13 protein-coding genes and 1 tRNA gene are annotated in these 14,024 nt (G+C 32.3%); 5 read left to right on the top strand and 9 right to left on the bottom strand.

Features of this window, described 5'->3' with window-relative positions:
- The first annotated feature begins 38 nt into the window (after positions 1–38).
- Positions 39–575 (top strand): HD domain-containing protein, encoded by a 537-nt coding sequence (locus IEV72_RS12960; protein WP_188459547.1) that lies wholly within the window; start codon positions 39–41, stop codon positions 573–575.
- 708 nt (positions 576–1,283) lie between these two features.
- Here IEV72_RS12960 and IEV72_RS12955 read toward each other — a convergent pair.
- From IEV72_RS12955 to IEV72_RS12935, 5 genes are all read right to left on the bottom strand, one after another.
- Entirely contained in the window at positions 1,284–1,625 is a 342-nt protein-coding gene (locus IEV72_RS12955) for a hypothetical protein (protein WP_188459546.1), read from the bottom strand.
- Between the two features lie 3 nt (positions 1,626–1,628).
- Positions 1,629–1,931 carry a helix-turn-helix domain-containing protein gene (locus IEV72_RS12950; protein ID WP_188459545.1) on the bottom strand — a complete coding sequence of 101 codons (303 nt, stop codon included), beginning with the start codon at positions 1,929–1,931 and terminating at the stop codon, positions 1,629–1,631.
- Positions 1,932–2,014: 83 nt separating this feature from the next.
- The gene (locus tag IEV72_RS12945; RefSeq protein WP_188459544.1) at positions 2,015–2,938 is read right to left on the bottom strand and encodes a hypothetical protein; all 924 of its coding nucleotides are present in this window, start codon (positions 2,936–2,938) and stop codon (positions 2,015–2,017) included.
- A 96-nt stretch (positions 2,939–3,034) separates the two neighbouring features.
- Entirely contained in the window at positions 3,035–4,255 is a 1,221-nt protein-coding gene (locus IEV72_RS12940) for a site-specific integrase (protein ID WP_188459543.1), read from the bottom strand.
- A 261-nt stretch (positions 4,256–4,516) separates the two neighbouring features.
- A tRNA-Ser gene (locus IEV72_RS12935) sits at positions 4,517–4,601 on the bottom strand.
- 177 nt (positions 4,602–4,778) lie between these two features.
- Here IEV72_RS12935 and IEV72_RS12930 point away from each other — a divergent pair.
- Positions 4,779–5,816 (top strand): M28 family metallopeptidase, encoded by a 1,038-nt coding sequence (locus tag IEV72_RS12930; RefSeq protein ID WP_188459542.1) that lies wholly within the window; start codon positions 4,779–4,781, stop codon positions 5,814–5,816.
- An 83-nt stretch (positions 5,817–5,899) separates the two neighbouring features.
- On the opposite strand, the gene IEV72_RS12925 is transcribed toward IEV72_RS12930, so the two are convergent.
- From IEV72_RS12925 to IEV72_RS12915, 3 genes are all read right to left on the bottom strand, one after another.
- Positions 5,900–8,419 (bottom strand): M14 metallopeptidase family protein, encoded by a 2,520-nt coding sequence (locus IEV72_RS12925; RefSeq protein WP_188459541.1) that lies wholly within the window; start codon positions 8,417–8,419, stop codon positions 5,900–5,902.
- A 79-nt stretch (positions 8,420–8,498) separates the two neighbouring features.
- Positions 8,499–8,879: a PUR family DNA/RNA-binding protein gene (locus tag IEV72_RS12920; protein ID WP_188459540.1), complete on the bottom strand. Its 381-nt coding sequence runs from the start codon at positions 8,877–8,879 to the stop codon at positions 8,499–8,501.
- Positions 8,880–8,952: 73 nt separating this feature from the next.
- On the bottom strand, positions 8,953–10,710 hold the full coding sequence (locus tag IEV72_RS12915; protein WP_188459539.1) for an ABC transporter ATP-binding protein: 1,758 nt from the start codon (positions 10,708–10,710) through the stop codon (positions 8,953–8,955).
- 265 nt (positions 10,711–10,975) lie between these two features.
- Between IEV72_RS12915 and IEV72_RS12910 the strand changes: the two genes are divergently transcribed.
- From IEV72_RS12910 to yajC, 3 genes are read left to right on the top strand one after another with little or no spacing between them, the layout of a single operon-like run.
- On the top strand, positions 10,976–11,944 hold the full coding sequence (locus IEV72_RS12910; RefSeq protein WP_308420179.1) for a transcription antitermination protein NusB: 969 nt from the start codon (positions 10,976–10,978) through the stop codon (positions 11,942–11,944).
- A gap of 51 nt (positions 11,945–11,995) precedes the next feature.
- Positions 11,996–12,478 carry a DUF1573 domain-containing protein gene (locus tag IEV72_RS12905; RefSeq protein WP_188459538.1) on the top strand — a complete coding sequence of 161 codons (483 nt, stop codon included), beginning with the start codon at positions 11,996–11,998 and terminating at the stop codon, positions 12,476–12,478.
- A gap of 6 nt (positions 12,479–12,484) precedes the next feature.
- A complete protein-coding gene (yajC, locus tag IEV72_RS12900; RefSeq protein WP_188459537.1) occupies positions 12,485–12,787 on the top strand; it encodes a preprotein translocase subunit YajC in 303 nt (100 codons plus the stop codon).
- 97 nt (positions 12,788–12,884) lie between these two features.
- On the opposite strand, the gene IEV72_RS12895 is transcribed toward yajC, so the two are convergent.
- Positions 12,885–13,889, bottom strand: a complete 1,005-nt coding sequence (locus tag IEV72_RS12895) for an alcohol dehydrogenase (protein ID WP_188459536.1) — start codon at positions 13,887–13,889, stop codon at positions 12,885–12,887.
- Positions 13,890–14,024 lie beyond the last annotated feature (135 nt).

Raw genomic sequence — 14,024 nt, 5'->3', positions numbered from 1 at the left:
GTGTTGCTATTAAAGACGCTTAACTTTAAAATTTTACTATGACTCAAGAATTATATCAAAAAGCGATAAAATTCGCTGGTATAAAACACAAGCATCAAAAAGTACCAGGAACAGAAGCAAACTATTTATTGCACATATCAAATGTGACCATGGAAGTAATAATTGCCAATAAGCAGAATAATGACTTCGATTTAAATTATGCTGTTCAATTAGCCCTACTCCATGATACCTTAGAAGATACCGACACCACTTTTTCAGAAATTGAAGAAATTTTTGGAAAAAAAATAGCACTTGGTGTAAATGCATTGACTAAAAATGAAGACTTCGCATCAAAAGAAGAAAAAATGATAGATAGTTTAAATCGGATCAATGCATTAGAAAAAGAAGTGGGTATAGTAAAACTAGCAGATCGCATCACAAATTTGCAAAAACCACCACAAAATTGGTCAATCCAAAAAATTAATAATTACCTATCTGAATCTAAATTATTAAGTGAAAAGCTTAAAAATAAAAACACATACCTAAACAAAAGGCTCTTAGATAAAATTCAGGACTATCAAAAATATAGTGCATAATATTCCTTAACTGAATATTTAAAAAAGCTGGAGTCAACCTATAATTACAACACACGTATTTCTCAGTTTGTACGTACCTAATCCAACAATAAGAAATAACAACAATTTAATCTATCACTAAGGTGTTATTCTACCAATACGTCTAAAATACGATAGGATATAATCAAGAAGTGAGAAAAGATTGCATTTTGATAAAAATAGTTTGATAACATGATAAAAGCTAAAAAATCAATTTAATCCCCGAATGCATTAATTGTTTTTAAATATTGATGTGCGCTAAAAAGCCAGAATTGAAAATTTTTTAGTGTATTTTATCTTTGGAAAGTTATTTATAAAAACAAACATTATTTCTAAAAATAATTATTGGATTAAGAAATAACTTTAAGTCAATCAATAATCATTTCTTTAGAATTGATAATCTTAATTTAAGACATAGAGCTAGTAAGCTTAAGCCACATAAAATTAATAGGTTTTACAATAATTAAACTGTTTACATACACAGACTTTCAATAAGCTTACATAATAATTGTCTATTTCTCCTGTAAATGGCTATCTTCTGTATCACGATTATAATAGTATAAAACACCAAAGCCTACAATCACAATAGCTGAAAGCAAAATTATGGTGTTTAAGTTTCTTAAATCATTATTCTCATTAATCAGTGATGCCTTGTTTGATGTCTCATTGACCATATTATATAAGCTAGGATCAATTATTTCGTATGATTTTGACATAAGATTCTGTATAGGTTAATATAAAGTTATAAATGCAATAGCCTCTATTAGTTTCAACTTCGCATAGACCAGTATAAATTTTAAAATCATAGCCCTTGCCTCTTAGAAATTCTTTGTGAAATTCGGCTTTTTTTTTGCCTTTCATGATATCATTTAAAATCTTGAAGTTGGTGTTCAATGGCTTATCTACCGAAGCCTTTTCTCTTCTTAGTTTATTTGCCTTCATGTTATGATAATCTATTCTATTTTTAGAATTTGCAAATCGTTGATTTTTACGTTTTGGCTCAAATTCTTCGTTTGTAAATGGATCTTTCATGTTTTAAAGATTTACCGAATTTTCTTTTAAGATAGAATTGATTTTTTTCTTTTCATAAAGAAAGATCTCTCCAATCTTAGTGTAGGGTAAGAGTCCTATTTCCCTATATTTAATTATGGTATTGCTTGAAAATCCAAATAACTTTTTCAAGTCACTATTTCTATAATATTTGGACTCTGAAGAAGTTGTAGAATTGCTTGTAATTACAGAGTCTAAATGATCTAATTTTTTTACAATTGGATCAAGCAAATATTTAATCGTTTTGACTGTTGGAATTCTTAATTCCTCTTTATTATCTAATGACATATGTATATTTTTTAATTTATATGCCACTAAGTAAGGAATTAATTAACTAAAAAAAGTAAGTTATTAGCGAATTCGGAGCGAGATTAATCCTTGATATTTTTTTTTCTCATTTGAAGTTTTAAAATTAATTTATCAATGAAATCTCTATGTAGTTTTGGACCTGGTCTTGATTTATAGATAACTTCAGAATACTCCCTATTAAAAGTTTTAATCCTAATTCTTTCTTTTTTATGATTTCGAAAAGTAAAATTAGCCTCAACAAATTTTTTCATTTCGAGTTCGTTTTTGTTATCGCTCGTTTCATCAAAAACTAAATAATCTTCTTCCAATAAGATTCTAAAAAAATGCGCCACATCTTTTTTGCTAAGATTAAAGTGACCAAGACGATTTTTATTCTTTTTGACCGCAGATCTCACTTGATCTTCAATGTTTATGTTTTTAAAATCTATAAAATCAACATTATTCAAAATTTCAGAAATATATCCATGCAAATCCCATAGGGCACTTTTGTAGTTGTTTAACGCATACAACAACAAGCCTTTTTCAAAATCTTCCTTAGTTTTTAATCCGTTTAGTTTATTTGAAAAGTGATTAAGGTAACCAATCAGAACTGGATTTTTTTCATAAGCGAGCTCATTTTCATTTGAATAGTTTTCGAATAACGATGCATTAGAAGCTGGCTTTTCCTCAGAATCATCCTTAGTGAAGGTGATATTAGGATATGTTTCAAAAAAATTTAATGAGTTAAGGTCATAATTTTTTAGCCTATCGTATTTATTATATATTCTACGGGATAAGTCTTCTAAAAATTCTTTTTGCTTAAGTCCATACTTTAATTGTTTAGCGATCAAATTTTTAATACTGCCTATCTTATCTTCATAGAAATATTCGTCAATTTCATTCACCCAAGTATCATTAAGCATATAAGTTTCATAAGTTTCATTATACTTAATTTTTAATTTTAAGAGTTTAGTTAGGTTTAAGTCTACTTGATACTTATAATTCATAATTTGAGTAGTTTAACACAAATATACTACAGACTAAACAGAAATTGCAAATGGTCGAAAAAAGTAGAATTATTTACTTAAAATTCCAACATTTTTTTATTTATAAATAGCTTTCAATTTGTCCATATCATCATTTACACTAGAATCCAAAACTTTAGCATAGTGTTGCGTTTGTTTAATGTTGGAATGTCCCATCATTGCTGATAAATTTTCAATTTTGATACCATTACCAAGCGTAACTGTTGTAGCAAATGTATGTCTCGCTGTGTACCATGTCAGCTTTTTGTGAATGCGACAGAGGTCAGCTATTTCCTTTAGATATGCATTCATTTTTTGATTAGATAACTTTGGGATTAATCCTTCTTGTAAACCATCATATTTTTTGATTATTCTTAAAGTAATAGGAAGAACAGGAACGTTGGCTCTTATCCCAGTTTTTTTTCTTTCAGTCACAATCCAAAAGTCGCCTTCATTATTCTTAATGAGGTTCTTTTTGGTTAAGGCTTGAGCGTCAACAGGTGCGTAGCCTGTATAGCAACTAAACAGAAATATGTTTTTAACTCTTTCTAATCTTTCTATGCGAAATGTTTTCTCTTCAATTCTGTTAAGTTCATCGGCGGTGAGATAAACAGCGTCTTTAACTTTTAGCTTTCCGTCGTATTTTCTAAAAGGATTTTTAGAGATGATGTCTAACTTCATAGCATAATTACAAACAGTTTTAAAATTTTTAAAATATTTTACAACTGAATTATTTTTAATGCCAACTTTACCCTTGTAAACACTTTCATACTTTAGGTAAGATTCAAGATTATAGATAAATGTTCCGTCTACTGAGTTTATAGATATGTTATCTTTGCTGTATTGTTTCTTAATAAACGCTTCAATAAGAGACTTACATCTTTTATATTTTTGTAAAGATGCAGATGAACGCTCACCAGCATCTACTTTTCTTTCAAATGATTTATTGTGAATATCAAAAACATCTAAGAGCCCTATTTCTTTCTTTTTCTTCTTTGGTTTCCCGATGATTTCTTTTCTAATATCATGTAAATCAACTATTGCATTTGCTCTTATTAATTGATTTATTTTTCGCTCAAAATTTAGATCCAAAGCATCAAGAGAAGCTTTAATAACTTTTTCTTTTTCGAGCTTCAATGGATTTCTTAGCTTATTAGTGAAGTTCCAGCGTTTTGCCGTTATACTTTGCTTAGTACTCATGGTGATGCGCTGCTGCTGGTATTTAATTTTTGCATAAATAGGACACTCACCATTTTTCTTGGTCTTGTCAGACTTGATAAAATAGATAATTTGTAGCATTTTTTTGTTTTTAAATTAACTCAAAATTGATTTAAAAACATCTTGAATCCTAGTGATATCAGCGAATTCGCAGCGAATACTTTAGATTTAGTTACCCTATTTATTGGAATCGAACCTAAATTGCAATAGGGTAACTCATAGGGTAACTAAACTATGATATTTTATGTTTCTTTTGAAAGTATTGAAAAAAAGAAAAACCCTTTAAAGACTGACTTTAAAGGGTTTTTTGATCGATTAAGTTTCTTTTGAAACTCCAAAAAGCGGAGAAAGAGGGATTCGAACCCCCGGAGGTGTGACCCTCAACAGTTTTCAAGACTGCCGCATTCGACCACTCTGCCATTTCTCCAGACAAAACCTATTGGCATTTGCGGTTGCAAATATACATCCCTTTTTTAATTTACAAAACAAATTTACTGAGTTTAATTTTTTGTTTTTTACTAGGTAGATTTTTTACTAATTCTTGTTCTACTTTTTACAAAAACCCATTACTTTAGTCCAAACATTTACAACAAAAATATTTTTCATGAAAAAACTAGGTTTATTAATCTTTTCTATTAGCCTATTTATGGCTTGTAGCAGTCAGCCCAAGACACAAAGCGATGCACAAGAAACTCCAGTTTCTCCCCTTGCATACGCAGAGAGTATAAGTACAGAAGAATTACAGAATTATTTATACGAATTTTCTTCTGACGAATACGAAGGAAGAGATACAGGAGAAGAAGGACAAAAAAAAGCAGCTGACTATTTAGTTAATTACTACACAGAAAATGGTATTTCGCCAGGAAATTCAAATTCGTACTTACAAGAAATCCCAAGTAGCTATTTTGATGATCGTTTTAACGATTCTGAAAATGTTTTGGCTTTTATTGAAGGAAGTGAAAAACCAAACGAAATTGTAGTTCTAACCGCGCATTACGATCACGTTGGTATAGACGATGAAGGAAACATATACAACGGTGCAGACGACGATGGCTCTGGAACAGTAGCTTTAATGGAAATTGCTGAAGCTTTTCAGTTAGCTAAAAATGAAGGAAATGGCCCTAAACGAAGCATTTTAATTTTACATGTAACTGCAGAAGAAAAAGGTTTATTAGGCTCAAAATTTTATGCAGAAAATCCTGTTTACCCTTTAGAAAATACAATTAATAACTTAAATATAGACATGATTGGTCGAGTAGATACCAACTACGCAACTAAGCCTGAAGACGAGCAAGAATACATTTACCTGATTGGTGCAGACCGTTTAAGTACAGAATTGCACGAAATTGCAGTTACACAAAATGAACTTTTTACCAACTTAGACTTAGACTTCACTTATAATGCAGAAGATGAACCGATGCGTTTATACTACCGAAGCGATCACTATAACTTTGCCAAAAATGGTATTCCATCAATCTTTTTCTTTAGCGGTTTACATGAAGATTACCATAAACCAACCGATACCGCAGATAAAATTAATTACGAATTATTGCAAAAAAGAACTCAATTGGTTTTTCATATCGCTTGGGAAGTAGCCAACCGAGATGAGCGATTAGTGGTAGATGTTTCAGAAGAAGAATAGCAAGAATTAAATTGATAAAAAAATCTCCAATTCATGATGTAATGAGTTGGAGATTTTTTTAATTTTATTAACCTGAGTTCAATTTACATCTCTCCACTAAAGAAAATAGCATTCATCATCAATTTTGTGGTGCCTAACCAAAATGCTCTAAAGTTGGGGTTATCTGTAAAATAAAATACTTTGCCCCTTCCAAAACCTGCTGTTTTAAAGGCTGAAGTTTCTTGAAGTAATTCTAAATTCTCATCACTGATGTAACCACTTAACAAAGGATTGGATGTGTATTGCATAGGATTGTTGAAGCTATTTTTATCTGGTTCAACAAACTGAGTTGTGTTTCTAAAAACTGCCATTGTAGAATTCATATATCCGTAAGCAATGGGGTGAGAACGATCTAATTCTACTTCAAAAATAGCGCCGCCAATCCGTTGAGCTCCATAGTAGTTTCTACGGTTTTCAAAATCTATATTTTTTGCTACTTGATTTTCCGATTTTCGGAATTCAACATTCAACAAATCATTAGTATTTAACCAATTAATCGTATTTCTAAAGCTGATTAAATGACCTCCGCTCCTAACCCATTCTTTAATTTTATCTGAATTAGCGCTTAAAGCACTTCCATACGCATTTGGAATAATTAAGTGAGTATATTTAGACAAATCTACTCTGGAAAAATTGCGTGTATCTAATTTTGTTACAGGAATTTCATAGCGGAAATCTAATAAATGCCAAATTTCGCCTGCGTCTCCAACACTAACGCCATCGCCAAGCATCAGGGCAATTTTAGGTTGTTTTAAGGTGCCAAAACTCGGACTTCCCAAATTTACACCTTCGGTTAATCCAGTTTGCAAAGGAGTAATATGCACTGCGTTTTCTTCAACAAGATTTACTAAAATTGAATGAATTTCAGCGGAAGATAATTCTTGGTTTTGCACGGGAATTAAGATACTCCCGTAATCAAATTCATTTGAAGCTGCTTGAAATTGTTTAGTAGCTACTCTTGGCCTAAGGCCTTTTTCTAAAAGCTGATAAAGGACTTTTGGTGAATTAAAATCAGACCAACGCAATACATAGGCATATTCGCTTTTTTCTAATTTTGGTAATCTAGGAACTGAAAAATCTTCAACAGGATCACCCAATTTTTTTGCTGAAAAATCAGCATTAACTTCAACTCCAAAAGAATGTTTAAAGCTGAAGGCAGAAACATCGTAAAATAAAGAGTCTTTAAACTGAGTTCGATCTTCAAACATAGCTTCTAGCAACTTGGACTGAGTTTGCTTTTTAGGAACCACAAAAGCTTCATTTTTAGCTATACTTTTTCCGTTGAAACTTACGTCATTTTTAGGTCTATAAACTTCAATTTGGTGCTGATGTAAAATTTTCCCTAGTTCATTCAACAAAAACGGATCCTTTTCTTTGGTAATTAAATACGCATTATCATCTGCGTTTTTAAAAGATTCTTGATAAAACTGACGTTGAAAATTAAGTAGTTCATCTTTTAACTCCACACTTGCTTTTAAAGTAGAAAGCGAAGTAAGAAACTGATTTTTTATGGTAAATGGAAAACTCAAATTACCAAAATCTGTTTCCTGGAGATGACCACGCGAGCTGGCTTGTTCAAACAAAATTCCAACGCTTCCATTAATGTCTGGAAAAGTGGAACCTTTACCATAATAAAAATCATCAAAACTTTCTTTGCTATAGTAAAACGAACCTGCATCGTCTAAAATATCTGCATGGTAGTTTGCAATTTTCTGAGTAAGCTCTTGATTTTTTGGAGGCGTTAACGGATGCGTTCTTTCTGGAATTCCTGGTTGAAAAAAGAAAGTAGAGTTACTTCCCATTTCATGATGATCTGTGAGCACATTGGGCTGCCAATCATGAAAAGTGACAATTTTTGCTTTAGATGAAGGATGCTGAACGGGCAACCAATCTCGATTTAAATCGAACCAATAATGATTTGTCCTTCCTCGTGGCCAGGTTTCTGAAAATTCTCTATCGTTGGGGTCAGGATTTAAATTTTCACTTTTATTGGTATTTACCCAATTAGCAAAGCGTTGTAAACCATCAGGGTTGAAACTAGGATCCAATAAAATAACCGCTTCATTTAGGTATTTATCTATTTCTGCTCCTTCGGCTGCTGCCAAATAATAAGCATAAATTAATGCGGAGTTGCTTCCGCTTGCTTCGTTTCCGTGTACTGAATATCCTTGATTAACTACAACCGCAAGATTTTCGGTTGAAGATGACTTGCTTTTCAAGAAATTCTTACGTTCACTTTTTATTTCGTCTAGCTTCTTATGATTTTCATCTGAAGTGATTGTGAGTAAAATAAGCGGTCTATTTTCATAAGTGAAGCCTCTATTTTCTATTTTAATCCTTGGTGAAGATTCCGCTAGAGCGTACATGTACTGCAATAAACGATCGTGACTTACATGTTGATTACCAGGTGTAAAATGAAGAATTTTTTCTGGTTTGGGAATTTCAGGGTTGTACGAAACATCTGTTGGCAAGTAGTACGCTAAGTTAACATTGGTTTGCGCAAAAATTGAATTGCTGATCGTTAAAAACAAAAAAAGACTAAGAACGCGTATTTGTATTTTCATTGAATATATTTTAGGCTAAAAATAAAGAAACCGTTTCTAATTAAAGAAACGGCTTATGCATTTACGAAAAGTTTAATCTTTATATGTCTTCAAAACTAAGGTCTGTAAACTTATCTTTAGCAGTTGTGTGGTTATCTGAAACTAAATCTGCTTCTTTTTCTGTATTGTAATCAGGTTGGTGGCGGTCGCTTATTACTTCTTCTCCTTTTTCACTTACAATAAAGTTGGTAGCTTCATCTAGTGCGTTTTGAAAGTTTTCAAAATCTTCTTTGTACAAGTAAATTTTATGTTTTCGGTAAAAAAAAGAACCATCATCGTTGGTAAATTTCTTGCTTTCGGTAATGGTTAAGTAGTAGTCGTCTGCTTTTGTAGAGCGAACATCGAAAAAATAAGTTCTTCTTCCAGCTCGAATTACCTTTGCAAAAATTTCGTCATTCTTCATCGTTCCATTATCACTCATGATATCATGTTTAGGTTATATGTGTTTACTGTCTTCAAAAAAAACAAAAAACTAAACAATTACCAAAGAATATTTAATTTTCTTTTTGACTGAGCTGCTTATAGTACAATTCTTTATAGTAACCATTCTTTTTCATAAGTGTGTCATGATTACCTTGTTCTAAGATTTCGCCATCTTCTAAGATAATAATATGGTTAGCATTTTTCACAGAAGAAACTCGATGACTAACAACCACAGCAGTTTTATTTGCTGAAATTTCCTGAAGTTTTCTAAAAATTTCTTCTTCGGTTTCAGTATCAACTGCAGAAAGGCAATCGTCAAAAAGTACGATTTTAGGATTTTTAATAATAGCCCTAGCAATAGAAACTCTTTGTTTTTGTCCACCAGAAAGGGTAATTCCGCGTTCACCTAAAACGGTATCATATTGTTTAGGAAATTCCATTATATTATTATGTACAGCTGCGTTTTTTGCTGCTTCAACTACTTCTTCCTGGGTTGCTTCTGCTCTACCAAATCGAATGTTATCTACAATAGATTCGCTAAATAAGAATGCGTCTTGTGGTACGTAACCCGTGCTGTTTCGTAAACTTTCTAAATGAATAGCATCAGCTGGTTTTCCATCGATCAAAACTTGTCCACTAGTTGGATCGTATAATCTTCCTATTAATTCTAAAATAGTAGACTTACCGCTTCCTGTTTTCCCTAAAATAGCAAGTGTTTCTCCTGGATTTACTTCAAAAGAAATATTTTTAAGCGCTGTAATGTTGGTGTCTTCATAAGTAAAAGTTACATTCTTAAAAGCAATCCCGCCTTTAATTTCTTCTTTTACATTGGAGTGGTTTTGAACACTAGGTTCTTGGTCTAAAAATTCATTAATTCTTTTTTGTGAAGCAGCCGACTGTTGCACCATAGATGTAATCCAACCTACCGAAGCAACTGGCCAAGTTAGCATATTTACATAAAGTAAAAATTCAACAATTACACCTAAAGATTCTATTTCTCCATCAATATAACGAGTTCCGCCAATATAAATCACCAACAAATTACTAACCCCAATTAACAATGCCATTAAGGGAAAAAAGAAAGCTTGTACTTTTACTAAGTCTATGTTTTTTTGTCTGCTTTCTTCAGATAAATTTTCGAAATCTGAAGCTACCATGGGTTCCATTCCGTAAGATTTAATTACACTTACACCACTAAAACTTTCCTGAGTAAAGGTGTTTAAATTAGATAACACACGCTGAACAATAGTACTACGGTGATTAATGGCAACACTTAATTTATATATGGCTACAGATAGAATAGGAAGTGGAATTAATGTATAAAGCGTTAAAACTGGTGCGGTTGAAACCATGTAGGAAATTACCACTACAAAGAGTGTAAAAGTCATAACGCCATACATTAAAGCTGGACCAACATACATGCGTACTTTAGAAACATCTTCACTAATGCGGTTCATTAAATCTCCGGTTCTATTTTTTTTATAAAAATTGAGAGAAAGACGTTGGTATTGATCGTAAATTTCATTTTTAAGGTCGTACTCAATCTTTCTTGAAACCACAATAAAAGTCTGGCGCATAAAAAAAGTAAGTATAGCTGAAATAGCCGCTGCACCAATAATTACGCCTATATTAAAAAGTAATTCTGATTTTGCCGCTGCAGGATCAGTAATTTCGCCATCAGTCCAGGCCTTAATTATGTCTGTAGATTTACCAATGAATCGCGGTGTAAATAAAGTAAATATTCTTGCACCAACAGTAATTACAAAGCCAAGAATGAGTTGCCATTTATACTTAACAAAAAATTTATTTAAATACTTTAATTCTTTCATTTATGGCTTTTGAAATGCAGGCGCAAAGGTAAACTAAAATAAAAAAGGCTAAAGCATGATAACATTTATTTAGAAGCTTCGGCCTTACACTAAAAAAAACTAATCAAATTATGCTTAATGTCAATATTCAAAAAATCTAATTTGAGTGAAGTATAAGCTGATTATCAAGCTGCAAAGAAACGGTGCTCATCAATCTTGCCATAAGTATTTCAAAAAATGAAAAAAATAAAATTTCCTACATCGTTTGTTGTTTAAAATGCTAATTTTGCCAGCTAAAATTTACGTTCTATACATGTTAACTAGAAGACATATACGCGCAAAAGTAATGCAATCTATTTATGCTTTTAAGCAGAGTAAAAGCGAACAATTAAACCAAGAAGAAAAGTTTTTGAAAAAGAGTATGGAAGACATGTACGATCTTTTCCTGCTCAATCTTCAACTCCTTGTAGAAATACAAAACAAAGCTGAAAAATACCTAGAAATTGTTCAAAAAAAGCACCTAGCTACTGCTGAAGAACGAAATCCAAACTTAAAATTTTTGAGCAACTTGGTAATTGAAAAGCTGAAAGATTCTGATGCGCTTATCAATGAATTAGAAAAAAGAAAATTGAAGCATTGGCATTTAGATGATGAATACCCCGCTGCCATCTGGGATAGTTTAAGAACATCTGAAATATACGAAAGCTACGTTCAAACCCATACTAACGATTTTAAGGAAGACAAAGAATTTGTTGTCCAATTTTTTAAAAAAATAGTAGCACCTACTGATCGACTATACGACTATTATGAAGATCAAAAACTGACTTGGGTAGACGATTTGCCAATTGTGAATACGAGCATTTTGAAATTTTTACAAAAAATAAAAGCAAATGATGAAAATTTAAGCATTCCTAGTCTTTTTAAAAATTTTGATGATGAACAATTTGGGAAGCAGCTGTTTCAAAAAACCATGCTTAATGAAGATGAATATTTAGCAGACGTAAAAGGAAAGACTCCAGGTTGGGATCAAGACCGTTATGCTGAGTTAGACCGTGTGCTAATTACTATGGGATTATGTGAGTTTGTGAAATTCCCAAGCATTCCTGTAAAAGTAACTATTAATGAATATCTAGAATTGGCTAAAGAATATTCAACACCAAGAAGTAGTATTTTTATAAACGGTGTCTTAGATAAGTTAGCAAAAGAATATAAAGCTTCGGGCAAAATTAATAAAATAGGTCGTGGACTTATGTAGTCCTTAAAATATTATTACTTTTGCGAATAATTTAAATTAAAATTTAAACTCATGAAAAAGTTATTGTTAATTGGTGTTGCCATCGCAACCTTTTCGTTTACCGCCTGCCAAGAAGAAGCAGCAAAAAAAGTTGATGAAGAAAAAGTAGCAGAAGCATCTGAGCGCGACGCTCAGCAAGCAAAATTTCCAACCATGGAATTTGAAGAAAAAGAACATGATTTTGGAAATGTAGAAGAAGGTGATGTTGTAGAGCACGTTTTTAAATTTACTAATAACGGAGACGCTCCTTTAATTATTACAGATGCAAAAGCTTCTTGTGGTTGTACTGTACCAAGCTACCCTAAAAACGAGCCAATCGCAGCAGGTGAAACTGGTGAGATGACTGTAAAATTTAATACTAGAGGTAAACCAAATCAGCAAATGAAGCAAGTACGTATTACTGCTAATACTGAATCTGGAAGAGAAGCAATTAGAATTAAAGCTTTTGTAAACCCTAAAGGTGGTAATAAAGCGACTGGATCTCCAGTACAATAAATTTATATGGAAGGAATACAAAGTTTATTGCCGTTTGTTTTAATTTTTGCGGTTGTCTATTTCTTTATGATTAGACCGCAAATGAAACGCCAGAAGCAAGAAAAAAAGTTTGCAGAAGAACTTAAAAAAGGTGATAAAGTAATCACAAAAAGCGGATTGCACGGCAAAGTTGCAGATTTTAGCGAAAAGTTAAACGCTGTTATTATTGAAACAGGAGCAGGTAAAATGACTTTTGATAAGTCTTCTATCTCTCACGAACTTTCGGCTAAATTAAATGCACCTAAAAAAGAAAAAGAAGATAAAAAGTAATTTATTTTATACTTCAAAATTTAAAGCCATCTCAAATTGAGATGGCTTTTTTAGTTAAAATACATTAGGATTTTAATATTTGAATGGTATCAAAGCATTATGGCTTAAGTACCACACGAAATCTTGATTTGTTGTTAATCATTCTTTCGTAAGCTTCATTTACGTCTTCTAATTTATATTCTTCGATCATGGTTTTGGTTTTGAACAAGGCACTAAAATTCAGTGTATCTTCAGAATCAGTTGGAGTTCCACTTGGCCAGCCCGCTACCGATTTTCTTCCCATTAGCATTTGCATAGGATTTACTTCTACAGGTTCGGGTGTTGCACCTACCATTAGTAATTTCCCGTCAATGCCAAGACCACCTAGCACCGAAGTCATTGCTTTTCCACTAGGTGCAGTACCTAATATTAATTTAGCACCACCTAGTTCTTTCAATTTTTCTGCTGCATCAACCGATTTAGCATTGATAAAATGATGAGCGCCAAGTTGAGTAGCTAATTCTTTTTTATCGTCGCTGGTAGAAATGGCAACTGTTCTCATTCCCATTTTATTGGCATATTGAATAGCCAAATGTCCTAAACCACCTATTCCTTGTATGGCAACTAAATCTCCTGCCGTAATTCCAGCGTTTCTAAGCGCATTAAAAACTGTTATTCCTGCGCAAAGCAATGGAGCAGCTTCTTCAGGTTTCAAATCATCTGGCACAGCTACTAAAGCTTCTTGTGGTGCACACATGTATTCTGCATAACCGCCATCATAAGAAATACCGCTTACTTTAGCATTTTCACAAGAAATGAAATCACCTCTTCTGCAAGGTTCACATTCAAAACAATGCCCACCATGCCAACCAACTCCTACGCGTTGATTTTTAGTCCAAATATTTACATTTTCTCCAACATCTTCAACGGTACCAATAACTTCGTGACCTGGCACTCTTGGGTATTCAATACCTGGAAATGTACCGTCTTTTACAAATGCATCGGAATGGCAAATGCCACAGGCTTGTACTTTAATTAAAACTTCGTTAGCTTTTGGAGAAGGTTTATCTATATCTACTACTTGAAATTCTCCTCCTGCTTCTTTGATTTGAGCTGCTTTCATTGTTGTTAAATTTTAAATTAATATAAAGCAAATGATTTTTAGCTCTCATTTTAATAGATTGTAAAACTTGGTGAAATCTATTTTTCAAATTCTAGAAATAAAAAACAGTTCTAAAAATCACTTTGTTGATTTCTC

This window comes from Psychroflexus planctonicus, assembly GCF_014640195.1.
Classification (GTDB): Bacteria; Bacteroidota; Bacteroidia; order Flavobacteriales; family Flavobacteriaceae; genus Psychroflexus; species Psychroflexus planctonicus.
This window is presented reverse-complemented; position numbering and strand designations above follow the sequence as displayed.

Bases quoted from the DNA above. Each gene is read 5' to 3' on its own strand.
- IEV72_RS12925 (WP_188459541.1), bottom strand. From the start codon at position 8,419: ATGAAAATACAAATACGCGTTCTTAGTCTTTTTTTGTTTTTAACGATC.
- IEV72_RS12905 (WP_188459538.1), top strand. From the start codon at position 11,996: ATGAAAAAGTTATTGTTAATTGGTGTTGCCATCGCAACCTTTTCGTTT.
- IEV72_RS12895 (WP_188459536.1), bottom strand. From the start codon at position 13,889: ATGAAAGCAGCTCAAATCAAAGAAGCAGGAGGAGAATTTCAAGTAGTA.
- yajC (WP_188459537.1), top strand. From the start codon at position 12,485: ATGGAAGGAATACAAAGTTTATTGCCGTTTGTTTTAATTTTTGCGGTT.
- IEV72_RS12960 (WP_188459547.1), top strand. From the start codon at position 39: ATGACTCAAGAATTATATCAAAAAGCGATAAAATTCGCTGGTATAAAA.
- IEV72_RS12940 (WP_188459543.1), bottom strand. From the start codon at position 4,255: ATGCTACAAATTATCTATTTTATCAAGTCTGACAAGACCAAGAAAAAT.
- IEV72_RS12950 (WP_188459545.1), bottom strand. From the start codon at position 1,931: ATGTCATTAGATAATAAAGAGGAATTAAGAATTCCAACAGTCAAAACG.
- IEV72_RS12920 (WP_188459540.1), bottom strand. From the start codon at position 8,879: ATGAGTGATAATGGAACGATGAAGAATGACGAAATTTTTGCAAAGGTA.
- IEV72_RS12930 (WP_188459542.1), top strand. From the start codon at position 4,779: ATGAAAAAACTAGGTTTATTAATCTTTTCTATTAGCCTATTTATGGCT.
- IEV72_RS12955 (WP_188459546.1), bottom strand. From the start codon at position 1,625: ATGAAAGATCCATTTACAAACGAAGAATTTGAGCCAAAACGTAAAAAT.
- IEV72_RS12945 (WP_188459544.1), bottom strand. From the start codon at position 2,938: ATGAATTATAAGTATCAAGTAGACTTAAACCTAACTAAACTCTTAAAA.
- IEV72_RS12915 (WP_188459539.1), bottom strand. From the start codon at position 10,710: ATGAAAGAATTAAAGTATTTAAATAAATTTTTTGTTAAGTATAAATGG.